This window comes from Streptomyces xylophagus (assembly GCF_000716435.1).
GTDB classification, from domain to species: Bacteria; Actinomycetota; Actinomycetes; order Streptomycetales; family Streptomycetaceae; genus Streptomyces; species Streptomyces xylophagus.
In genome coordinates this window covers 166,277-189,604 of record NZ_JNWO01000020.1, presented here as the reverse complement: position 1 = coordinate 189,604, position 23,328 = coordinate 166,277, and the positions used below count along the sequence as shown (strand labels likewise).

Annotated in this window: 9 protein-coding genes and 5 pseudogenes; 3 read left to right on the top strand and 11 right to left on the bottom strand. The window is 72.0% G+C overall.

All coding sequences use genetic code 11. From position 1 onward, the window contains the following. The 5 genes and pseudogenes from OO70_RS56275 to OO70_RS56265 form a co-directional block, all read right to left on the bottom strand. Window positions 1–1,596 (bottom strand): annotated as a pseudogene (locus OO70_RS56275) (beta-ketoacyl synthase N-terminal-like domain-containing protein); the annotation flags it as partial. A gap of 66 nt (window positions 1,597–1,662) precedes the next feature. Beyond that, window positions 1,663–6,817: pseudogene (locus OO70_RS56270) on the bottom strand (beta-ketoacyl synthase N-terminal-like domain-containing protein); the annotation flags it as partial. A 69-nt stretch (window positions 6,818–6,886) separates the two neighbouring features. Then, a pseudogene (locus tag OO70_RS57240) lies at window positions 6,887–6,937 on the bottom strand (polyketide synthase docking domain-containing protein); the annotation flags it as partial. Window positions 6,938–6,959: 22 nt separating this feature from the next. Further along, window positions 6,960–7,820 (bottom strand): annotated as a pseudogene (locus OO70_RS36280) (beta-ketoacyl reductase); the annotation flags it as partial. Next, entirely contained in the window at window positions 7,706–12,964 is a 5,259-nt protein-coding gene (locus OO70_RS56265; protein WP_407702862.1) for a beta-ketoacyl synthase N-terminal-like domain-containing protein, read from the bottom strand. The gene OO70_RS56265 and the pseudogene OO70_RS36280, both read right to left, overlap by 115 nt. 242 nt (window positions 12,965–13,206) lie before the next feature. On the opposite strand from OO70_RS56265, the pseudogene OO70_RS36265 reads away from it, so the two are divergent. After that, a pseudogene (locus OO70_RS36265) lies at window positions 13,207–14,032 on the top strand (integrase core domain-containing protein); the annotation flags it as partial. Window positions 14,033–14,296: 264 nt separating this feature from the next. Here OO70_RS36265 and OO70_RS36260 read toward each other — a convergent pair. Continuing rightward, a complete protein-coding gene (locus tag OO70_RS36260; RefSeq protein WP_043681065.1) occupies window positions 14,297–14,953 on the bottom strand; it encodes an MBL fold metallo-hydrolase in 657 nt (218 codons plus the stop codon). Between the two features lie 10 nt (window positions 14,954–14,963). After that, a complete protein-coding gene (locus OO70_RS36255; RefSeq protein ID WP_043681062.1) occupies window positions 14,964–15,650 on the bottom strand; it encodes a maleylpyruvate isomerase family mycothiol-dependent enzyme in 687 nt (228 codons plus the stop codon). Window positions 15,651–15,875: 225 nt separating this feature from the next. On the opposite strand from OO70_RS36255, the gene uvrA reads away from it, so the two are divergent. Further along, window positions 15,876–18,854, top strand: coding sequence for an excinuclease ABC subunit UvrA (gene uvrA / locus OO70_RS36250; RefSeq protein ID WP_043681060.1), 2,979 nt, complete (start codon window positions 15,876–15,878; stop codon window positions 18,852–18,854). A 99-nt stretch (window positions 18,855–18,953) separates the two neighbouring features. Here the strand turns inward: uvrA and OO70_RS36245 are convergent, their stop codons facing one another. After that, window positions 18,954–19,865: a carbohydrate kinase family protein gene (locus OO70_RS36245; protein WP_043681056.1), complete on the bottom strand. Its 912-nt coding sequence runs from the start codon at window positions 19,863–19,865 to the stop codon at window positions 18,954–18,956. Further along, window positions 19,862–20,929, bottom strand: coding sequence for a LacI family DNA-binding transcriptional regulator (locus tag OO70_RS36240; RefSeq protein ID WP_043681052.1), 1,068 nt, complete (start codon window positions 20,927–20,929; stop codon window positions 19,862–19,864). Before OO70_RS36240 ends, OO70_RS36245 begins: the two co-directional genes overlap by 4 nt. A 249-nt stretch (window positions 20,930–21,178) precedes the next feature. Between OO70_RS36240 and OO70_RS36235 the strand changes: the two genes are divergently transcribed. Beyond that, window positions 21,179–21,601, top strand: a complete 423-nt coding sequence (locus tag OO70_RS36235) for a Rieske (2Fe-2S) protein (RefSeq protein WP_043681049.1) — start codon at window positions 21,179–21,181, stop codon at window positions 21,599–21,601. Window positions 21,602–21,628: 27 nt separating this feature from the next. Here OO70_RS36235 and OO70_RS36230 read toward each other — a convergent pair whose 3' ends face one another. Beyond that, window positions 21,629–22,576, bottom strand: coding sequence for a hypothetical protein (locus OO70_RS36230; RefSeq protein WP_043681047.1), 948 nt, complete (start codon window positions 22,574–22,576; stop codon window positions 21,629–21,631). 213 nt (window positions 22,577–22,789) lie between these two features. After that, window positions 22,790–23,161 carry a response regulator gene (locus OO70_RS36225; RefSeq protein WP_043681044.1) on the bottom strand — a complete coding sequence of 124 codons (372 nt, stop codon included), beginning with the start codon at window positions 23,159–23,161 and terminating at the stop codon, window positions 22,790–22,792. Window positions 23,162–23,328 lie beyond the last annotated feature (167 nt).

The following is a 23,328-nucleotide window of genomic DNA, read 5'->3' as shown; positions in this document are numbered from 1 at the left end:
TTGTTGGATGACGCGTTCTTGTGAGGGTCCGTTGGGGGCGGAGAGGCCGTTGCTGGCGCCGTCCTGGTTGACGGCTGATCCGCGCAGGACGGCGAGGATGTCGTGGCCGTTGCGTTGGGCGTCGGAGAGTCGTTCGAGGAGGACGAGGCCGACGCCTTCGGAGAAGCCGGTTCCGTCGGCGGTTGCGGAGAAGGCTTTGCAGCGGCCGTCCGGGGCGAGGCCGCGCTGGCGGCTGAACTCCAGGAACGGGGTTGGCACGGCCATCACGGTGACGCCGCCTGCGAGGGCCAGTTCGCATTCGCCGGAGCGCAGGGCCTGCGCCGCGAGATGCATGGCGACGAGCGAGGACGAGCAGGCGGTGTCGATGGTGACGGCCGGGCCTTCGAAGCCGAAGGTGTAGGAGATCCGGCCGGACGCGACGCTGTTGCTGATGCCCGTCGACAGGTAGCCCTGCACATCCTCGGGCGCCTCGTGCAGCAGATGCGCGCCGTAGTTGCTGGCCAGGACCCCGGTGTAGACGCCGACGGCCCGCGGCCGCAGCCGTTCGGGGGCGAGTCCCGCGCTCTCCAGGGTTTCCCACGCGGTCTCCAGGAGGAGCCGTTGCTGCGGGTCCATGGCGAGCGCCTCGCGCGGACTGATCCCGAAGAACGCCGGGTCGAAGTCCCCGGCGTCGTGCAGGAACCCGCCCCGGTCGGTGTAGCTGGAGTTCGGGCGGGACGGGTCGGGGTCGTAGAGGCCCGCGGGCCAGCCGCGGTCGGTGGGGAACGCGGTCAGCGCGTCGACCTCGCCCTCGACGAGCCGCCACAGGTCCTGCGGCGTCTTGACGTCACCGGGGTAGCGGCAGCCCATCCCGACGATCGCGATCGGCTCGTCGTCGGCCGCAGCCGACCTGACCGGCGCGGCCGGTGCGGCGGGCGCGGCGTCGGGGGCGAGCCGGGTGAGGAGGTGGGCGGCGAGCCCGGACGGGTTCGGATGGTCGAATATCAGGGTCGGCGGCAGCCGCAGCCCGGTCGCGTTGGCGAGCCGGTTGCGGAGTTCGACGGCGGTGAGGGAGTCGAAGCCGAGGTCCTTGAAGGCCAGGCCGGGGGAGACGAGGTTGGGGTCCGGGTGGCCCAGGACGGCGGCGGCCTGCGCCAGGACGACCCCGAGGACCCGCTCCCGCCGCCGGTCGTCGTCGAGCGGCGCCAGCTCCGCGCCGAGACCGCCGCCGCCCGTGGGCGCGCCGGCCGCGGCCGTCCGGCGGCGGGCGGGCGCCAGGCCGCGCAGCAGCGGCGACGGGTGGTGCTCTGTGGTCGCGGCAGTGATCGGCGCGGCGACGACGTGCGGTTCGTCGAGCCGGAGCGCGGCGTCCAGGAGGTCCAGGCCGTGGTCGTCGGAGAGCGGGTTCACGCCGGAGCGGCGCAGTCGCGTCCACTCCGCCTCCGACAGCCCGCCGGTCATGCCGCTGGCCCGTTCCCAGAGCCCCCATGCGATGGAGACGGCTGGGAGGCCTTGGGCGCGGCGGTGGTGGGCGAGGGCGTCGAGGTAGGTGTTGGCGGCGGCGTAGTTGGCCTGTCCGGGGTTGCCGAGGGTGCCGGCTGCCGAGGAGAACAGGACGAAGCGCGTCGGGGTCGGCGGTGTCGCAGGCGGCGATCGTCACGCTTGCGCCGAGTTCTTCCAGGCGGGACTTGAGGGCGTCCGTGCCGGGGGCGTCCGGGCCGCGCCTGCTGACGAGCAGCAGCCGCCGCACCCCGTGCGCCGAGACGAGATGCCCGGCGACGAGCGCGCCGAGCGTCCCGGTGCCGCCGGTGACCAGAACGGTGCCGTGCACCGGACGCGGCTCGAGAGTGAGGGTGACCTTCCCGATGTGCTCGGCCCGCGTGAGAACCCGGATGGCGGCATGGGCGTGCGTGATCGGATGGGAGGTGCACGGCAGCGGGACGAGCGCCCCGGACGCGAGATGCCCGCGGACGGCCTCGGTGAGGACGCCGAGGTGCTCGGGGCCCGTGCTGATCAGGTCGAAGGCCTGGTAGTCGACGCCGGGACGGCCCGCGAGCTGCTCGGCCGTCCGGATGTCGGTCTTGCCCATCTCCAGGAAGTGCCCGCCCGGCTTGAGCAGCCGCAGCCCGAGGTCGACGTGCTCCCCGGCGAGGCTGTTCAGCACGATGTCGAAGCCGCCGGGGGCCGTCCGCCGGAAATGGTCCTCATAGTCGGCGACGCGGCTGTTGGCGATGTGGTCGTCGTCGAGGCCGTGCGAGCGCAGGACGTGGTGCTTGGCCGGACTCGCCGTCGCGTACACCTCGGCCTCGAACAGCCGGGCGATCTGGAGGGCGGCCTGCCCGACGCCGCCGGTCGCGGTGTGGATGAGGACCTTCTGGTCCTTTCCGAGGCCGCCGAGGACGACCAGCCCGTGCCAGGCGGTGAGGAACGCGACCGGGATCGTCGCGGCCTGCGGCCACGTCCACGCGTCGGGGATCTTCATGACGAGCCGGTGGTCGGTGGTGGCGACCGGGCCGATGCCGCCATGGGTGAACAGGCCCGTCACCCGGTCACCCGGCTGGAACCCGGTGACGTCCGCGCCGACGCCGATGACCTCGCCCGCCTCCTCGCCGCCGATCGGCGAGTCGGTGGCGACCATACCGAGCGAGACGAGGACGTCCCGGAAGTTCAGGCCGGCCGCACGGGTGCTGATCCGGATCTCGTCCGGCCCCAGCGGACGGTCGTGCAGGTCGGTCGGCGCGAGCACGACGTCCTCGAGGGTGCCCGTCCGGGTGATCTTCTCCAGCTGCCAGCCGTCGTGGTCCGGCGGGATCAGGAACTCCTTGCGGCTGTCGACCAGCCAGGGCCGGTGCAGGACACCGCCGCGCAACAGGAGCTGAGGCTCGTCCAGGGACCGCCCCGCGGCGACCGCCCGCAGGAGCGTGGCCGTGTCGTCGGTGTCGGCGTCGAGGAGCCGGAAGCGGCCCGGATGCTCGCTCTGCGCCCCGCGCACCAACCCCCACACCGCCGCCGCCGTGAGCGACGGACCCCGGTCGTCGTGGGCCTCCCGGGTCACGAACGTCAGGGTGCCGCCGTCCGCGGCGAGCCAGCCCTGGACCAGGGAGAGCGCCGCCCGCGTCGCGGAGGCGACCGCCTCGGGGCAGCCGCAGACCCCGTGCGCGCAGGAGGACGCCGTCAGCGACGGCAGCGCGATCGCCTCGCCGGGGGCCCCGATGAGCTCTGCGAGCCCGCCGCACGCCGCGCCCTCGGCGGGGGACCCGAGCAGTACGGGCTCGCCATCGACGCGGGTGGGGGCGGTGTCGGGCAGGGCGTGCCAGACCGGATGGAACAGGTCGTGCGCGGCCGGACCGGCCGAGACCGACAGGCCCGCGCCGAGGGGGCGCAGGGTCAGTTCGTCGACGGTCAGCACCGGGAGGCCCTGCGGGTCGGCGGCATACAGCGCCACCGCGCCGTCTCGCAGCCGGGTCACCGCGACCCGCAGGGTGTCGGCGCCGGTCGCGTGCAGGCGCACCCCGGTCCAGGAGAACGGAAGGCTGATGCCGCCGGGCTCCCCGCCGTCGGGCGTCCGGTCGTCCCGGTCGGCGATGAGGGCGTGCAGGGCGGCGTCGAGCAGCGCCGGGTGGAGGCCGTACCCGCCGGTGGCGGCGTCCTCGCCGAGGCTGACCTCCGCGTGGAGGACGTCGCCGTCGCGGCGCAGGCCGCGTAGACCGCGGAAGGACGGCCCGTAGCCGTAGCCGTCCTCGGCGATCCGGTCGTACAGTCCCGAGACGTCGACGGGCGTGCCGCCGGGCGGAGGGCCCGCCGGGACCGCGGCCGAGAGCTCCGGTGTCAGGGTCCCGGTCGCGTTGACCGTCCACTCGGCCTGGTCGCCGTGCGGTCGGGAGTGCACGGCGAACGACCGGCGTCCGCCGTCTCCGGCGGCGCTGACCGTGACGTGCAGATCCTGTGGCCCCGCGGACAGCACGAGCGGAGCCTGCAACGTCAGCTCTTCGACGGTCTCGCAACCCCAGCGGTGCCCTGCGTGCAGGGCGAGCTCGACGAACGCCGTGCCCGGCAGCAGGACCGTCCCGTTCACTGTGTGGTCGGCGAGCCATGGCTCGGTGTCGAGCGCGAGACGCGCGGTGCACGCGATCGTCCCGTCGGGATGCTCGACGACCGCGCCGAGCAGCGGATGCTCCGGCGACGCCAGCCCGAGCCCGGTCGCCTTCGTGACGGGCGCGGCCCCGTCGAGCCAGAACCGGCGACCCTGGAACGGGTAGGACGGCACCCGCTCCCGCGAGGCCGGGGCGTGCCAGTCGGTGCCGGGCGCGTCGGCGTGCACATGGTAGGAGGCCAGCGACGTCAGGAACCGGCCGAGGCCGCCCTGGTCGCGGCGGAGCGTCGGATGCGCCGACCCGGCCGTCCCGCCGCCGTGCAGCAGGTCGAGGATCGCGGGGACGAGCACCGGGTGCGGGCTCACTTCCACGAACTCCGTGTGCTGCGGGACGAGCGTGGCGAGCACCGGGTGGAACAGCACCGGGGCGGCCAGGTTGTCGTACCAGTAGCCGGCGCCGAGCAGCCCGGTGTCCTCGACGAGCCCGCCGGTGAGCGTCGAGTGGAACGGGATCGCCGCCGGGCCGGTCGCGACCGTGCCGAGGTCGGCCAGGAGCCGGTCGCGCAGCCCCCGCACGAGCGGGGTGTGCGAGGCGTAGTCGACCGGGATCATTCGGGCGTCGAGGCCGGTGGTCGCGGCGTGGGCGGTCAGCGCCTCGGCCGCGGTGGTGGCGCCCGCGACGATCGTGTGGTTCGGCCCGTTGAACGCCGCCACCCGCAGCTCGCCGGTGAGGCCGAGGTCGCCGACAAGCGTCTCGGCGGCGGTGGCGGCCAGCGGCACCGACACCATCCGGCCGGTTCCGGCGAGGTCCAGCAGCGCCCGCGACCGGACGCTGACGACCCGTGCGGCATCGTCCAGGCTGAGCGCGCCCGCGATGTGGGCGGCGGCGATCTCGCCCTGGCTGTGGCCGACGACCGCGTCGGGACTGACGCCGTGGTGCTGCCAGAGCCTGGTCAGCGCCACCATCATCGCGAACAGCGCGGGCTGCACCACGTCGGTTCCGGCGGGCAGGTCGGGCCGGGACAGGACGTCCCTGAGGTTCCAGCCGGTGTGCGGTTCGAGCGCTTGCGCGCAGTCGTCCAGGGCGCGGGCGAACACCGGCGACTCGGCGGCGAGCAGCGTGCCCATGCCTGCCCACTGGGAGCCCTGGCCGGGGAAGACGAACACGGTCCCGCCCGAAGTGGGAGGTTCGTCGCCGACGATCAGCGACGGATGGGGCGACCCGCCGGCGAGCGCGTCGAGGGCCGCGGCGGTCCCGGCGCGGTCGTCCGGCGGGGTGACGACGACCGCCCGGTGGCCGAGCAGCGCCCGTCCGGCGAGCGGCGCGGCCAGGGCGGCGGGCTCCAGCTCCGGATGTGCGTCGAGGCGCTCCCCGAGCCGCCGGGCGGTCTCGCGCAGCGCCTCGGGGTCCTTCGCCGACAGCGGCAGCGCGACGGCGGGTGCGTCCGGCGCGGGGGCCGGGGTCTCGGTGTCGTCGGGCTCCGGCGCCTGCTCCAGGATGAGGTGGGCGTTGGTGCCGCTGATCCCGAACGACGACACCGCCGCGCGGCGCGGCCGTCCCGTCTCGGGCCACGGCGTGGTCTCGGTCAGCAGCGTCACATGCCCGGCGGACCAGTCGACGTGCGGCGAGGGCTCGTCCACGTGCAGCGACTTCGGCAGCGCGCCGTGCCGGATTGCCTGCACCGTCTTGATCACACCGGCGACGCCGGCGGCGGCCTGGCTGTGCCCGATGTTCGACTTGATCGACCCCAGCCGCAGCGGCAGCGCGCTGGTGTGGTGCCGTCCGTAGGTGTCGAGCAGCGCCTGCGCCTCGATCGGGTCGCCCAGCCGGGTGCCGGTGCCGTGTGCCTCGACGGCGTCGACCTCGTCGGCCGACAGCCGCGCGTTGGCCAGGGCCTGCTCGATGACCCGCTGCTGCGACGGCCCGTTGGGGGCGGCGAGCCCGTTGCTGGCGCCGTCCTGGTTGACCGACGAGCCCTTGATGACCGCGAGGATCCGGTGGCCGTTGCGCTGGGCGTCCGACAGCTTCTCCAGCAGGACGAGGCCGATGCCCTCGCCCCAGCCGGTGCCGTCGGCGGCGGCCGCGAACGGCTTGCAGCGCCCGTCGGCGGACAGGCCCCGCTGACGGCTGAAGTCCACGAACGGTGTGGGCGCCGCCATGACCGTCACACCGCCGGCCAGTGCCATGGAGCACTCGCCGGACCGCAGCGAGTGCGCCGCCAGATGCATCGCGACGAGCGAGGACGAGCAGGCGGTGTCGATGGTGACGGCCGGACCCTGGAAGCCGAAGGTGTAGGAGATCCGGCCGGACGCGACGCTGTTGCTGATGCCCGTCGACAGGTAGCCCTGGATCTCCTCGGGCGTCTCTATCAGCAGGTGCGAGCCGTAGTTGCTCGACAGGACGCCCGCGAACACCCCGATGCCGCGTCCCCGCAGCCCGGACGGGTCGAGCCCGGCGTCCTCGAACGTCTCCCACGTGGTTTCGAGGAGGAGCCGCTGCTGCGGGTCCATGGCGAGCGCCTCACGCGGGCTGATCCCGAAGAACGCCGCGTCGAAGATGTCGGCGTCGTGCAGGAACCCGCCGTGCCGGGTGTAGGTGGTGCCGGCCCGGTCGGGGTCGGGGTCGTACAGGTCGGCGGGCCAGCCGCGGTTGACGGGGAAGTCCGAGATGCCGTCCCGGCCCTCGGCGACCATGTCCCACAGGTCGTCGGGGGAGCGGACTCCGCCCGGGTACCGGCACGCCATCCCGATGATCGCGATCGGCTCGAACCGCTCCGACTCCACCTCGTGAACGCGTTGCCTGGACCTGCGCAGGTCGGCCGTGACGCGCTTCAGATAGTCCCTGAGCTTCTCTTCGTTGGACATCTGGGTTCCTCACGTGAAGGGGTCAGGAGATTCCGAGCTCGTGGTCGATGACGCTGAAGATCTCGTCGTCCGTCGCGGCAGACAGGTCGTCGCCGTCGGCGTCCGTCCGCGCTCCGGCCCATCGGGCCAGCAGGGTCTCCAGCCGGGCGGTGACCGCGGGACGGCCCTTGTCGTCGGCCGGCACCTCGGCGAGGACCGTCTCCAGAGCGTCCAGGTCGGTGAGGATCGCGCGCACCGGTTCGGCCGCCGCGGGTGCGAGCCGGCCGAGCAGCCACGCGGCCAGTTCGGCGGGGCTGGGCTGATCGAAGATCAGGGTCGGCGGCAGCCGCAGCCCGGTCGCGTTGGCGAGCCGGTTGCGGAGTTCGACGGCGGTGAGGGAGTCGAAGCCGAGGTTCTTGAACGGCTGGTCCGCGACGATCGTGTGCGCGGCGGGATGCCCGAGGACGGCGGCGGCCTGCGCCTGTACGAGGGTGAGCATCCGCCGGCGCTGCTGATCGGCGGTCAGTCCCGCCAGGGTCGAGGCGAGGTCGCCGCCCGCGCCGGGACCGTCAGTGCCGCGGGTGGCGGCCGTCCTGCGGGATCGCGGGGCGAGGTCGCGCAGCAGCGGCGATGGGTGCGTGTCCGCCGTGGGGGCGATCGGCAGGGCGACGACGTGCGGTTCGTCGAGCCGGAGCGCGGCGTCGAACAGGGCGAGCCCGTGGTCGTCGGTGAGTGGGACGAGCCCGGATCGGCGGAGCCTGGCGAGGTCGGCGTCGGAGAGCGCGCCGGTCATGCCGCTGGCCCGTTCCCAGAGCCCCCATGCGATGGAGACGGCGGGGAGGCCTTGGGCGTGGCGGTGGTGGGCGAGGGCGTCGAGGTAGGTGTTGGCGGCGGCGTAGTTGGCCTGTCCGGGGTTGCCGAGGGTGCCGGCTGCCGAGGAGAACAGGACGAGGTGGCGAGGAGTGCGGCGAGTGCGTCGGGGTCGGCGGTGTCGCAGGCGGCGATCGTCACGTTTGCGCCGAGTTCTTCCAGGCGGGACTTGAGGTCGTCCGCGCCGGGGGCGTCCGGGCCGCGCCTGCTGACGAGCAGGAGATGCCCGGCCCCCCGCTCGGCGAGATGCTCCGCGACGAGCGCGCCGAGCGTCCCGGTGCCGCCGGTGATCAGGACGGTCCGGTGGACGGGCGGCGGATCCAGCGTGAGGGTGATCTTCCCGATGTGGGTGGCGTGGGCGAGGGTGCGGATGGCGGTGCGGGCGTGCGCGATCGGGTGGGACGTGTGCGGGAGCGGCGTGAGGTCCCCGGCGGCGAGATGGCCGTGCACGATCCGGTTGAGGCCCTCGATGTGCTCGGGCCCCGTGGTGACCAGGTCGAACGCCTTGTAGCCGATGCCGGGGTGGTCGGTCAGCTGCTCGGCTGTCCGGATGTCGGTCTTGCCCATCTCGATGAAGCGGCCGTCCGGTTTGAGCAGCCGGAGGCTCGCGTCGATGTGCTCGCCCGCCAGGCTGTTGAGGACGATGTCGACGCCGTGCGGGGCGGTCTTCCTGAAGTGGTGCTCGTAGTCGGTGGTGCGGCTGTTGGCGATGTGGTCGTGATCGAGGCTGTGGCCGTGCAGGACGGGCCACTTGCGGGGGCTGGCCGTCGCGTACACCTCGGCCTCGAACAGCCGGGCGATCTGGAGGGCGGCCTGCCCGACGCCGCCGGTCGCGGTGTGGATGAGGACCTTCTGGCCCTTCCTGAGGCCGCCGAGGACGACCAATCCGTGCCAGGCGGTCAGGAATGCGACGGGGATGGTCGCGGCCTGCGGCCACGTCCACGCGTCGGGGATCTTCATGACGAGCCGGTGGTCGGTGGTGGCGACCGGGCCGATGCCGCCACGTGAGAACAGCCCCGTCACCCGGTCGCCCGGACGGAGCGTCGTCACGTTCGAGCCGACCTCGATGACCTCACCGGCCTCCTCGCCGCCGATCGGGGCCAGCGCCTTCACCATGCCGAGCGAGACCAGGACGTCACGGAAGTTCAGACCGGCCGCGCGGGTGCTGATCCGGATCTCGTCCGGCCCCAGCGGGCCGTCGTGCAGATCGGTCGGTGCCAGGACGATGTCGTCGAGCGACCCCGTCCGGCTCGTCGACATGAGCTGCCAGCCCGTGTCCGACGGCGGCACCAGGAACGACTCGTGGCCGTCGGCCAGCCGCGGCCGGAACAACGTCCCGGCCCGCACCGCCAGCTGCGGCTCGTCCAGGGCCTCGGCGGCCGCGACCGCCCGCAGCAGCGGGCCCGGCTCCGGCGACGCGACGTCCACCAGCCGGAAACGGCCGGGGTGCTCGCTCTGCGCGCTGCGGACCAGGCCCCACAGCGCCGCCTGCGCCGGGGACGGGGCCTCCTCGTCGTCCGGGAGGGCCTGCGCGAGGAGTGTGACGACGGTCAGGACCGAACCGGCGAACCGGTCGTCGGCCGCCCAGTCGCGGAGCAGCCCCAGCATGGTTCCGGCCGTCGCGGTCGCCGAGGCGGGGCAGTCGCAGCCGCCGGACGCGTGCGGGCAGGCCGCCGTCGCCGGCAGCGCGACGACCTCCGACGGCGGGACGTCGTCGCCGAGCGCCGCCGACCAGGCCGCGAAGTCCGCGTGAAAGGGGACGTCGGCGTCGTCCGGCGGGGAGCCGAGGAAGACCGCATCCGCCGGGCTCGGCCGGTCCGGATCTTCGACCGGGATCCACACCGGGTGGAACAGGCCGGGCACACCGGACTTCGCAGGGGCCGCCGCGGTGAGATCACCGGACAGCGGACGGACGATCAGCTCCTCGACCGTCAGGACGGGACGGCCCGCCGGGTCGGTCGCGTGGAGGGCGACCGCGTCGGGGCGGAGCGGCGTCAAGGTGACCTGGAGGGTGTCGGCGCCGGTCGCGTGCAGCCGGACGCCGCGCCAGGAGAACGGCAGACCGGTGCCCTGCTCGCCGAGGCCGTCGACGGCGAGGGCGTGCAGCGCCGCGTCGAGCAGGGCCGGGTGGAGGCCGTGGCCGTCGACGGGTGTCGTCGCGTCCAGCCGGACCTCGGCGCGGAGCGCGTCACCGGCCCGGCGCAGGCCGCGCAGGTTGCGGAACGCGGGGCCGTAGCCGTAGCCGTCGCTCTCCAGGCGTTCGTACAGGCCGGACAGGTCGGCCGGGTCGCCGTCCGCGACGTCCGGGACCGGTATCGCGGGGAGTTCGGGGGCGAGGATCCCGGTCGCGTGCGTCACCCAGCCGGACGGGTCGTCGGTGGGCCGCGAGTGGACGGCGAACGGGCGGCGGCCGTCGTCACCGGCCGGTTCGGCCACGATGTGGAGGACGCGCGGTGCCGACAGCGTCAGCGGTGCCTGGAGGATCAGCTCGTCGACGTCCGGGCAGCCGGTGGCCTCCCCGGCGTGCAGGGCCAGGTCGAGGAGGGCCGTGCCGGGCAGCAGCGGCATGCCGTGGACGGCGTGGTCGGCCAGCCACGGACGGGATGTGAGACCGATCCGGCCGGTCGCCTGCCAGCCGCCGTCCGGGAGCGCGGACTCGGCCGCGAGCAGCGGATGCCCGGCCGGTACGAGGCCGAGCCCAGCGGCGTCACCGGCGGGGGCCTCCAGCCAGAACCGGGTCCGCTGGAACGGGTAGGCGGGCGGCGGGTCCAGCAGCGGGGAGGAGGGGAGCCGCCAGGAGACCTTGGCGTGGGTGCCGGTGTGGGCGTGGGCGAGCGCGGTCAGGAACGCGGCGGTGTCGGGGTCGCGGTGATCGAGGACGGCCTGGGTGACCGCACCGTTCAGGCTCTGCTGGGCCAGGGTGGTGAGTGTCGGGCGTGGTCCGAGTTCGAGGTAGAGGGCGGGGGAGTGTTCGGTGTGGAGGTGGGTGAGGCCGTCGTGGAAGCGGACGGTGCTGCGGATCTGGGATGTCCAGTAGGCGGGGTCGGTGAGCTGGTCTTCGGTGGCGGTCTGCCCGGTGATGTTGGAGACAACGGGAAGCTGGGTCGGGTGGTAGGTGACGGTCTCGGCGATCTTCTGGAAGTCGGCGAGTATCGGTTCCATGAGGGCGGAGTGGAAGGCGTGGCTGACCATCAGGCGGCGTGCGGTGATGCCCTGGGTGGCGAGGCGGTCGGCGAGCGTGTCGAGGGCGTCGAGGGGGCCGCTGAGTCGTTGAGGGTCCAGAGTCCGGCGAGGTGGGCGGCGGTGAGTTCGCCGATGGAGTGTCCGAGCAGTTGGTCGGGGCGGACGTCGTCCGAACACGACGTCCTTGAGCGGCCGTTCGAGATGCGGCCCGAACGCCTCGCAAGCCTCGTCGAAGGCGGCGGCGTAGACCGGGAACGCGGCATGCAGGTCACGTCCCATGCCGGGGGACTGGCTGCCCTGTCCGCTGAACAGGAACACGGTCCCGCCGTCGCCGGGCTCGCCCGTCACCAGGCGCGGGTCGGGCGCACCGGAGGCGAGCGCCGACAGGGCTCCGGCGAGCGACTCCCGGTCGGAGCCGTCCACGATGACGGCCGCCCGCCGCGTGAACAGGGCACGGGCCGTCAGGGACGCCGCGAGCCCGGCGGGGGACGCCTTCGGGTCGGCGGCCAGATGACCGGCCAGCCGGGCGGCCGCGGTGCGCAGCGCCTGAGGGGTCCGCGCCGACAGCGTCACCACGACCGGGCCGACGGGCGGCTCGGCAGTCTCCCGCTCGGGAGCCTGCTCGAGGATGACGTGGGCGTTGGTGCCGCTGATCCCGAACGACGACACCGCGGCCCGGCGCGGACGTCCCGTGTCCGGCCAGGACGTGGCCTCGGTGAGCAGCGCGACATGACCGTCCGCCCAGTCGACGTGCGGCGACGGCGCGTCCACGTGCAGCGTCTTCGGCAGGACGCCGTGCCGCATCGCCTGCACCATCTTGATGACGCCCGCGACGCCCGCCGCGGCCTGCGTGTGCCCGAGGTTCGACTTGACCGCGCCCAGGTGGACGGGCCGGTCGGCGGAGTGCGCGCGCCCGTAGGTGGTGAGCAGCGCCTGCGCTTCGATCGGGTCGCCGAGGGTGGTGCCGGTGCCGTGCGCCTCGACCGCGTCGACCTCGTCGGGGGAGAGCCCGGCGTTCGCCAGCGCCAGCTCGATGACCCGCCGCTGGGCCGGTCCGTTCGGCGCGGACAGCTGTGTGGTCGTCCCGTCCTGGTTGATCGCCGAACCCTTCAGCACCGCGTGCACCGGATGCCCGAGCCGGACGGCGTCCGACAGCCGCTCCAGCAGGACGAGCCCGATGCCCTCGCCCCAGCCGGTGCCGTCGGCGGCGGCCGCGAACGATTTGCACCGGCCGTCGGGGGACAGGCCGCGCTGCCGGCTGAACTCCAGGAACACCGACGGCGTCGACATCACGGTGACGCCGCCCGCCAGCGCCATCGAGCACTCGCCCGACCGGAGCGCCCGCGCCGCCAGATGGATCGCGACCAGCGACGACGAGCAGGCGGTGTCGATCGTCACGGCAGGCCCCTGGAACCCGAACGCGTGCGAGACCCGCCCCGAGGCGACGCTGCCCGCGCTGCCCTGCCCGAGATATCCCTCGACCTCGGCGGGCGCCCGGACGATCCGCCCCCCGTAGTCGTGGTACATCACCCCGGCGAACACGCCGACGTCGGTCCCGCGCAGTTCCGCGGCGTCTATTCCCGCGTTCTCGACGGTCTCCCACGTCGTTTCCAGAAGAAGCCGCTGCTGCGGATCCATCGAAAGCGCCTCACGCGGATTGATCCCGAAGAATTCGGCGTCGAATTCCCCGGCGTCATGCAGAAATCCCCCGTGCCGCGTATAACTCGTGTGCGCCTTCCCAGGATCGGGGTCGTACAGCGAGGCGACGTCCCACCCCCGATCGGACGGAAACTCCGAAACGGCGTCCCGCCCGTCGGCGACCAGCTCCCACAGTTCCCGAGCCGACCCCACCCCGCCGGGATACCTGCACCCCATCCCGACGATCGCGATCGCCTCACCCTGCCGCTCTTCGAGCTCCCGCACCCGCTCCCGCGTGCGATAAAGGTCATTCGTCGCCCGCCGAAGATATTCGCGAATTTTCTCCTCGCCGGACATCCAACCTCCCACACAGCGCGACAAAAGCTCCTCCGCGCAGCGTAGGTCCGCCCCCTAACACCCCCCTTCAACTCCCCTTAAGCGGCACCGAAACCCCACCTCACCCCGGGGACACGGCGCCCCGGACGTTGCCCTTGCCGAATACCTCATCCACGCAGGTGAGATCAGGTTTGGGTGTTGGCCGAGGCTGATCGAGTCGCCGGTATCGCGCGGCGCCGGTTGGCGCGGCATGATGATCGGTCGTGCTGCTGAGACCGGCGTACCTGGGTGTGACGAGCGCGTTCGCGATGCTGCGATTGCTGCCGATGAGCGACCGGGAGAAAGATGTCTGAACGGGCAGCAGGTCCGGTTCCACGCGAGCGACCGGGCGTTTTTGGCGTCGCTCCTCCATGGCCTGCCACGGGAAGTGCTGCGCCGGATGCGGCTGCTGGTGCGGCCGGACACGGTACTGCGCCGGCCAGGGAAAATCCCAGTTGGGGCTATCGGCGCCTGCACGGTGAGTTGCTCGTACTCGGGGTGAAGGTGGCAGCATCCACGGTCTGGGAAATCTTGAAGGAGGCCGACGTCGACCCGGCGCCCGAGCGGGCCTCCAGCACTTGGGCGGACTTCCTGCGCTCCCAGGCCGACGCGCTCCTGGCGTGCGATTTCTTCGAGGCCGTCACTCTGTCCGGGGCCCGCTTGTACGTGTTCGCCGTGATCGGGCACGCGAGCCGCCGGATCCGGATCCTGGGCGCGACCGTGCACCCGACCGTGTCCTGGGTGGTCCAGGCCGCGAAGAATCTCGTCATGGACCTCGAGGACGCCGGCTGCCGGGCTCGCTGTCTGATCAGGGATCGGGACGGGAAGTTCCCACGGCCGTTCGACGAGGTGCTCAGCGGCGTCCGGATGCCGCGCATGAACTCGATCATGGAGCGGTGGGTGCAGACCTGCAGGCGAGAGCTGCTGGACCGTACGTTGATCTGGAACCAGCGCCATCTCCTGCGCGCCCTGCGCGAGTTCGAGACGTTCTATGACGAGCACCGGCCGCACCAAGGTCTTGCGAATGCCCGCCCTCCCCACTCGCTGCCACGAGTATCAACATGCCGCCTGCCCGGCATGGAGGAGGTATTTGGCAAGCGCAGCGTCGCTCGACGGTTTTCCAGGCGCCTGCCCACGTGATCCACGTACAGCTGCGTGCGGGCCTGTTCCTTTGACTGATCCAGCTCCCGGCGCTTGCTGCGCGCTGCTGTTCGGGTTTGCCAGGTCGTACCTACTCAGCGTCAAGGAGGCGCCGAGGCCAGTGCCAACGACGCCTACTACGGCCGTGATGATCTGAGTTCTCCTTGCCTGCGACTACCAGCCGCGGGCTCGCCACTCCGGGAGGTGCGGGCGCTCGTCGCCGAGCGTCGTGTCGTTCCCGTGGCCCGGGTAGACCCATGTCTCGTCCGGGAGCGCGTCGAAGATCTTCGTCTCGACGTCGTGCAGCAGGCTGGCGAACGCCTCGGGGTCCTTGCGGGTGTTGCCCACACCGCCCGGGAACAGACAGTCCCCGGTGAACACATGAGGATGCCCGTGCGGGTCGTCGTAGACGAGCGCGATCGAGCCCGGCGTATGGCCCACGAGGTGGCGTGCGGTCAGCTCGACCTGGCCCACCCGGATCGTGTCGCCGTCGTCGACCAGGGCGTCGGTCGGCACGGGGATGCCGTCGGCGTCCTCGCGGCCCGCGTACGTACGCGCGCGCGTGGCCGTCACGACCTCGGCGAGGGCCTGCCAGTGGTCGCCGTGCTGGTGGGTGGTGACGACGGACGCGATGCCGTCGTCACCGATCGTGCCGAGCAGGGTCTCCGCGTCGTTGGCCGCGTCGATCAGCAACTGTTCGTCCGTGGCCCGGCAGCGCAGCAGATAGGCGTTGTTGTTCATGGGCCCGACCGCGATCTTCGTGATCATCAGGTCCGTGAGCTCATGCACGTCCGCCGGACCGCCGACCGTCACCTCTCCGCTGTACGTCATGCCGGTCAGCCTATAGCGGGGGCAACGTCGGCAAGGAGCCCCCGTCGACCGTCAGACCGGCCCCGTCGCGGCGCCCGCAGAGCCAGCCGAGTAGATCCGCCGGGCTGCCGGTGACGGTGACTTCGGGCTTCTCGGCGGACCGGCCCGTGCTCCACGCGTGCGTGCCGTCGGTCAGGTGTGTCGACGGCACATCGGGGTGCCCGGTGAACCGCTCGGCCAGGAAGTCGATCTCCCGCTCGGTGAACTCCTCGGGCAGGTCCTCCAGTTCGTACCCGATCCCCATGTCCACGTGATGCAGCTCGACCTCGACCCACCGCCGGAACGGCACGCGCGACGCGGTGTCGACGACGCCGTTGCGCAGCTCCACCGTGCGCGACCAGTCCGCCGGAGCGGCACCCGCCTCCTGGAAACGGGCCCCGCTCTCGCGCACGTCGGCGAGCTGGATGTCGAGGGGCCGAGGGGCGTCGCGCTCGATGTCGGCGTCACGGGTGCTCGCCGTGGGGTACATGGGGCGCCCCTCCAGGACGTTCACCAGAGCGTCCGCGTTCCGGGCGAGGTGGGCGAGGACGTGGCCGCGGCTCCAGCCGGGAAGCCGTGACGGCTCGGCCACGGAAACGTTGTCCAGTCCGGCGGCAGCGGTGAGCACTCGCTCGGTCGCATCACGTACAGAGGCCAGGTCATGAGCGTGATCAATCATGCTGCTGACCCTAGTCCCGCCACACCTTTGGGTGAAGGTGGTGAAGCAGTGCCGTAAATCGAATGCACGTGCTATATCGTCGGGTGCGGCGTCGGGCATGCTGGAAGGCCGGAGGTTGTTATGCCTCGGCCGGGATTCCGACCGGCGTTGTCAGTGGCTCCCCCTAGTCTGAGAACGACGGGGGCCCCGCCCCTGTCACTTCTCTCAAGAAAGGTGCGGACCGGCGTGGCCGACCGTCTCATCGTCCGTGGCGCGCGCGAGCACAATCTGAAGAATGTCTCGCTCGACCTTCCACGCGACTCGCTCATCGTTTTCACGGGCCTGTCCGGGTCGGGCAAGTCCTCCCTGGCCTTCGACACGATCTTCGCCGAGGGCCAGCGGCGCTACGTGGAATCGCTCTCCTCGTACGCCCGCCAGTTCCTCGGCCAGATGGACAAGCCGGACGTCGACTTCATCGAGGGTCTCTCCCCGGCCGTCTCCATCGACCAGAAGTCGACCTCGCGCAACCCGCGCTCGACGGTCGGCACCATCACCGAGGTCTACGACTACCTGCGTCTGCTCTTCGCGCGCATCGGCAAGCCGCACTGCCCGGAGTGCGGCCGCCCGATCTCGCGCCAGTCGCCGCAGGCCGTCGTCGACAAGGTCCTCGCCCTGCCGGAGGGCAGCCGCTTCCAGGTCCTGTCGCCGCTGGTGCGCGAGCGCAAGGGCGAGTTCGTCGACCTGTTCGCGGACCTCCAGACCAAGGGCTACAGCCGCGCGCGCGTGGACGGCGAGACCATCCAGCTCTCCGAGCCGCCCGTCCTGAAGAAGCAGGAGAAGCACACCATCGAGGTGGTCATCGACCGCCTCACGGTGAAGGACTCCGCCAAGCGCCGCCTCACCGACTCCGTGGAGACCGCCCTCGGACTGTCCGGCGGCATGGTCGTGCTCGACTTCGTCGACCTCCCCGAGGACGACCCCGAGCGCGAGCGCATGTTCTCGGAGCACCTGTACTGCCCGTACGACGACCTGTCCTTCGAGGAGCTGGAGCCCCGCTCCTTCTCCTTCAACTCGCCCTTCGGCGCCTGCCCCGAGTGCTCCGGCATCGGCACGCGCATGGAGGTCGATGCCGAGCTGATCGTCCCGGACGAGGACAAGTCCCTGGACGAGGGCGCCATCCACCCGTGGTCGCACGGCCACACCAAGGACTACTTCAGCCGCCTCATCGGCGCCCTCGCGGACGCGCTGGGCTTCCGCACCGACATCCCCTTCGCGGGCCTCCCGCAGCGCGCCAAGAAGGCCCTGCTGTACGGCCACAAGACGCAGATCGAGGTCCGGTACCGCAACAGGTACGGCCGCGAGCGGGTCTACACGACGCCGTTCGAAGGCGCGGTGCCCTTCGTCAAGCGCCGGCACGGCGAGGCGGAGAGCGACGCCAGCCGGGAGCGCTTCGAGGGCTACATGCGCGAGGTGCCCTGCCCCACCTGTCACGGCACGCGCCTGAAGCCCGTCGTCCTCGCGGTCACGATCATGGACAAGTCGATCGCCGAGATCTCCGGCATGTCCATCAGTGACTGCGCGGAGTTCCTGGGCGGGATGAAGCTCGACGCCCGCGACAAGAAGATCGCCGAGCGGGTGCTGAAGGAGTGCAACGAGAGGCTGCGGTTCCTGGTCGACGTCGGCCTCGACTACCTCTCGCTGAACCGCGCGGCCGGCACCCTCTCCGGCGGCGAGGCCCAGCGCATCCGCCTGGCCACCCAGATCGGCTCCGGACTCGTAGGAGTCCTGTACGTCCTCGACGAGCCGTCCATCGGCCTGCACCAGCGCGACAACCACCGGCTGATCGAGACCCTGGTCCGGCTGCGCGACATGGGCAACACGCTCATCGTCGTCGAGCACGACGAGGACACCATCAAGGTCGCCGACTGGATCGTCGACATCGGCCCCGGCGCGGGCGAGCACGGCGGCAACGTCGTACACAGCGGCTCCCTGAAGGAGCTGCTCGCCAACGAGGAGTCGATGACCGGGCAGTACCTGTCCGGCAAGAAGGCCATCCCGCTGCCCGAGATCCGGCGCCCGCTCGACCCCTCCCGCCGGCTCACGGTGCACGGCGCCCGGGAGAACAACCTCCAGGACATCGACGTCTCGTTCCCCCTGGGCGTGTTCACCGCGGTCACCGGCGTCTCCGGCTCCGGCAAGTCGACCCTGGTCAACGACATCCTGTACACGCACCTGGCCCGCGAGCTGAACGGCGCGAGGAGCGTGCCGGGACGCCACACGCGCGTGGACGGCGACGACCTCGTCGACAAGGTCGTCCACGTCGACCAGTCGCCCATCGGCCGCACCCCCCGGTCCAACCCGGCGACGTACACCGGAGTCTTCGACCACGTCCGCAAGCTGTTCGCGGAGACGACCGAGGCGAAGGTGCGGGGCTATCTGCCCGGCCGCTTCTCCTTCAACGTCAAGGGCGGTCGCTGCGAGAACTGCGCGGGCGACGGCACCATCAAGATCGAGATGAACTTCCTTCCGGACGTCTACGTCCCGTGCGAGGTGTGCCACGGTGCCCGCTACAACCGGGAGACGCTGGACGTCCACTACAAGGGCAAGTCCATCGCCGACGTCCTGAACATGCCGATCGAGGAGGCCACGTCCTTCTTCGAGGCGGTCCCCGGGATCGCCCGCCACCTCAACACCCTCAAGGACGTCGGCCTCGGCTACGTCCGGCTCGGCCAGTCCGCGACCACCCTGTCCGGCGGTGAGGCCCAGCGCGTCAAGCTCGCCAGCGAGCTCCAGCGGCGCTCCACCGGCCGTACGGTCTACGTCCTGGACGAGCCCACCACCGGCCTGCACTTCGAGGACATCAGCAAGCTCCTCACCGTGCTCGGCGGCCTGGTCGACAAGGGCAACACGGTCATCGTCATCGAGCACAACCTCGACGTGATCAAGGTCGCCGACTGGGTCGTCGACATGGGCCCCGAGGGCGGCGCGGGCGGCGGTCTCGTCATCGCCGAGGGCACCCCGGAGCAGGTCGCCGCGGTAGGGGCCAGCCACACCGGGAAGTTCCTGCGCGAGATCCTCGACTCCGACCGGATCAGCGACGGAGCTCCGGTGAAGGCCCCGCGCAAGACGGCCGCCAAGAAGACCGCGGCGGTCCCGGCGAAGAAGGCGGCGCCCGCCAAGAAGGCCACGCCCGCGAAGAAGACGACGCGAGCCCGCAAGGCCTGACCGGCACGGAGCGAGGACACGAAGGCGGCGCCCCGCGGGAACTTCCCCGCGGGGCGCCGCACTTGGCACCGCAACAAGCCTGCCACCGCTCAACGCCCGCTACAGACCGCCCAGTTCAGAGGCGTACGGCGGCTCCGCCCCCGCCCGTGAGCACGTGATCGCCGCCGCCCGTGCGGCGAACCGCAGCAGCTGGGTCCAGCCGTCGCGGCCCAGGCCGGCCAGCCCCTCCGGGGACAGCGCGTCCCGGACGGAGAGACCGTGCAGCAGGGCCGCGTTGACGGTGTCGCCCGCGCCGATCGTGTCCACGACGTCGACCTTCTCGCCCGGCACCGGATACACCGTGCCGTCCCGGGTGAAGGCGGCGAGGCCGTCGCCGGCCTGGGTGATCACGACGGCCGAGGGACCGGCGTCCAGCCACTCGCGCGGGGTGCCGCCCAGCCACAGCGCGTCCTCCTCGGACAGCTTGAGGAGCGACACGTACGGCAGCCAGCTCTTGAAGCGCGCCCGGTACGCGTCCGCGTCCGGGATCAGGCCCGCCCGGATGTTCGGGTCGAGCAGGGTGAACACGCCCCGCGCGGACGCGGTCCGCATCAACTCCTCGTAGGCGGTCGCGCCCGGCTCCAGGACGAGCGAGCAGGTGCCGAAGGACACCGCCTCGGTCTCGGCGGGCAGCGCGGAGGGCACCGTGAAGAGCCGGTCGGCGGTGCCGTCGACGTAGAAGGAGTAGGTGGCCGAGCCGTTCGCGTCGAGTGTGGCGACCGCGAGGGTGGTCGGCTCCGGTCCGCGCTGCACGTCCAGGACGTCCACGTCGGCCTGTCGCAGTCCGGCGAGGAGGGCCTCGCCGAACGCGTCGTGGGAGACGCGGGAGCAGAAGGCGGTGGGGGAGCCGAGGCGGCCGAGGGCGACGGCGGTGTTGTAGGGGCCGCCGCCGAGCGCCGGCTTCAGGGCGGCGAGGGGCCCCGTGCCCTGCGGCACCAGGTCGATCAGGGCCTCACCGGCTACGACGATCACGAGATGTTTCCCTTCTGGGACTGTTCGGGCTGGTCAGGCTGTTCGGGCTGGTCGGGACAGCCGCAGGATGTGCGGTGGACGAAGGCGCAGGGGAGCCGCAGGACTTGGGCCGGCCGGTCCGGCGCGGCGAGCCGGTCCAGCAGGAGCCGTAAGGCGTGGGCGCCGATGTCCCTGCTGGGCTGGGCGATCGCGGTGAGCCGGGGCTCGAACAGGTCCGCCCAGGCGAAGTCGTCGAAGCAGCACAGCGCGAGGTCGCCGGGGACGGCCAGACCGCGCTCGCGCAGGGCACGCAGGGCACCGATGGTCATCGCGTTGTTGGCGGTGACCAGGGCCGTGGGCGGGGCGGCGAGGGACAGCAGCTTCGCGGTGGCCCGCTCGGCGGCGGCCGACTCGGAGTCGCCGTGCGCCAACAGCCGCTCGTCGTAAGGGAGTCCGGCGGCGGCGAGACCGTACCGGTATCCGGTGATCCGCTCGCGGGTGGTGCTGAGCCCGGGCAGACCCGCGACGAGGCCGATCCGGCGGTGGCCGAGTCCGGCGAGGTGGGTGACGAGCTGTGCGGTCGGTTCGACGTTCTCGGCGCACACCTGGTCGAAGGGCGGCGCGTCGGCCGAGGGCGCTTCGACCACCCGGTCGAGGAACACCGTCGGTACGGAGTGCCGCCCGAGGTAGGCGACGAGGGCGTCCGGGTCCGCCGACGGCGCGACGATCATGCCGTCCACCCGGCGCTCGTGCAGGAGTTGGACGACCTTGCGCTCGTGCTCCGGGTCGTCGTGCGGGTCGGCGATGAGCAGGCTGTAGCCGTGCTCCAGGGCGCCGGCCTCGACGCCCTGGAGGATCTCCGTGAAGTACGGGTTGCTGATCGCCGACACCGCCAGCCCGATGGAGCGGGTGCGGGACGTCACCAGGGAGCGGGCGAGGGTGTTGGGGGTGTAGCCCAGTTCCTCGATCGCGGTCAGCACGGCCTGCCGGGTGTCGGGCAGCACCGGACGGGTGTCGTTCAGGACGTGCGAGACGGTCGCGACGGACACACCGGCGCTCCGTGCGACATCGACCATGGTGGCCATCGCGGGTCCCCCTCCCCGAGGTACAGAGAGCCTTTAGATGCAGCGAGCGTTGAGATGCGGCGAGCCCTCTGGCCGGGAACGTATCCCATCCGCCGCCCTACGTAAACGCTTGCGCAAACGTTTACGTACCGTGAGCACCCATCCGATGAACCCACCTCAAAGCGGGCGGAACTCCGCGGGTATCGTCGCCCGCAACTGATCCCTGAACAGCCCGAACAGACTGAACAGCGCGAACAACTGGAGACCAGCATGCCCGGCCGCCCCGCCCCGAGCCGTCGTACCGTCCTGCGCGGAGCGGCCCTCACGCCCGTCGCCGGGCTCGGACTCGCCGCCTGCTCGGGCGGCGGTTCAGGGGCCTCCGCGACGCCGACCGCGCCCGTGGAGCTCGGCGCGGAGAGCGAGGTCGCCAAGGGGAGCGCCAAGCTGTACCGGGATCAGAACGTCGTCGTCAGCCGGGCCGCGAACGGCACCCTCAAGGCGTACAGCACGATCTGCACGCACGCGCAGTGCCCCATCAACAAGCTGGACGGCACGACCCTCATCTGCCCGTGTCACGGCAGCCAGTTCGACGCGACCACGGGCAAGGTGCTGCAGTCCCCGGCCACCGAGCCGTTGCAGGAGCTGAAGGTGACGGCCGAGAACGGCAGGATCGTCGCGGGGCCGAGCGCCTGACCCCCAATGGGTCCCGCCCGCGGCGGCTCACTCCCAGTCCCAGCCGATCCCCACGATCCCCGACCGCATCCGGGGCTCGACGAGATGCACCGAGTGGTGCCCTCCGGCCAGCCGCAGTTCCTGACGGCCGCTGCGCGGGGCCGCCGCCGAGTGCTGGGTGAAACGGTGGCAGCGCACCGGCAGCGCGTTCTCGTCGAAGCTGACCTGAAGCGCGTACTGGCCGCCCGCGATGCCGACGTCACGGGCGTACTCGCGGGACACGCCGGCGGTGCCGTCCTCGACGCCGTAGCGGAAGAGGAACGTATCTCCAGCGCGCAACCGGGTGCCGAAGAGGAGTTCGGCGACCAGCATGCCGGTGTCGTGGTGGCGGCGGACGCGGCCCGTGCGGCAGTTCTCCAGGGCGTGCACGGTCATGCGGTCCGGGGCGCAGCCCGGGTCGCCGTAGTGGACGGCGATGAAGCGGTCGATGCCGTCGCGGTGGGCGCGCACGATGTGGTGCGACTCGCGGCCCGTCAGTTCGCGGTGGGCGCCGATGCGGACGCGCTCGTGGTGTCCGAGGGTGTGCAGGCCGCTGTCGAGCGAGGACTCCAGCTCGGCCAGCAGTTCCTCCAGGACGCCCGAGGCCTCGACGAAGGAGCGGTACGAGCGGGCCGCCGGGCGCTGGGCGACCGCGCGTTCCTCGGCCTCGGCGAGCAGCCGGATCAGTGACTCCTCCGGGAGTTGGAGGATCTCCTCCAGTGCCCGTACGGCCCGCAGCGACTCGGGGCGCTGCGGGCGGCGGGCGCCCTGCTGCCAGTAACTCAGGCTGGTGACGCCGACCTTGACCCCGTAGCGCGAGAGGTGGTGCTGAACGCGCTGCAGCGGCAGTCCGCGGGCGGCGATGGCGGCGCGCAGCGCGACGTGGAAGGGGCCGCCGCGCAGCGCCGAGTCCAGTTCCGCGGTGGCGACGTCCGCCTGCTGTGTGGCGTGCGGCATGCAGGGGCCCTTTCTGTGAATGTTCACAACGGCTGGTCAGGCCGTTCACGCGGGTTGTTTCGGGGCCCCCGTCGGCGCCGGAGAAGGGTCTTCACATCCGTACGCCGTCGTTCACGCCCCGACATCCCCCGCATTGAAGCGTGTTGACCAAGCCCCGACAACACCTGAAGCCCATCAGGCATATGTGACCTGGCCGAGTCGCGACGGGTGGTCTCACGGCGGCGCGGGTGGCTCGCCGTCGCCCAGCACGTCTCTGATCGCCCGTGCGGACAGGGTCGACTTGTGCAGGAAGCCGTGTGCGGGACTGGCGGCGATGAGTTCCTGGAAGTCCTCCCGGGAGTGGGTCGAGATGAGGATCACCGCCGGTACGTTGCCCACGAGCCGGCGCGCGACGTCGAAGCCGTTCTCGCCGTCGAGGTCGAGATCGACCAGGACGACGTCAGGGGCCGTCTCCCGGGCCTGGGAGACGGCGTCCGCGCCCGTCGAGGCGATGCCGACGACTTCCACCCCGCCACGTTCCAGCAGGGCGCGAGCCGACTCCAGGAACCGGGCGCTGTCATCGACGAGGAGACAGCGCAGCGACATGTGCACAGCTTGCCAACGAGCGGCCGGTCACGCCTTCCAGCTAGCCGGAAAGTGCTGAAGTCCCGTGCCATAAAAGGAGGTTCTCGTGCACGTAGGGCGATGGCGGGGCGACGGGCGGTAGCATGTCGGCGCCCTGGGGAGGCCGAGACGTGTGGTCGAGTGGGGGT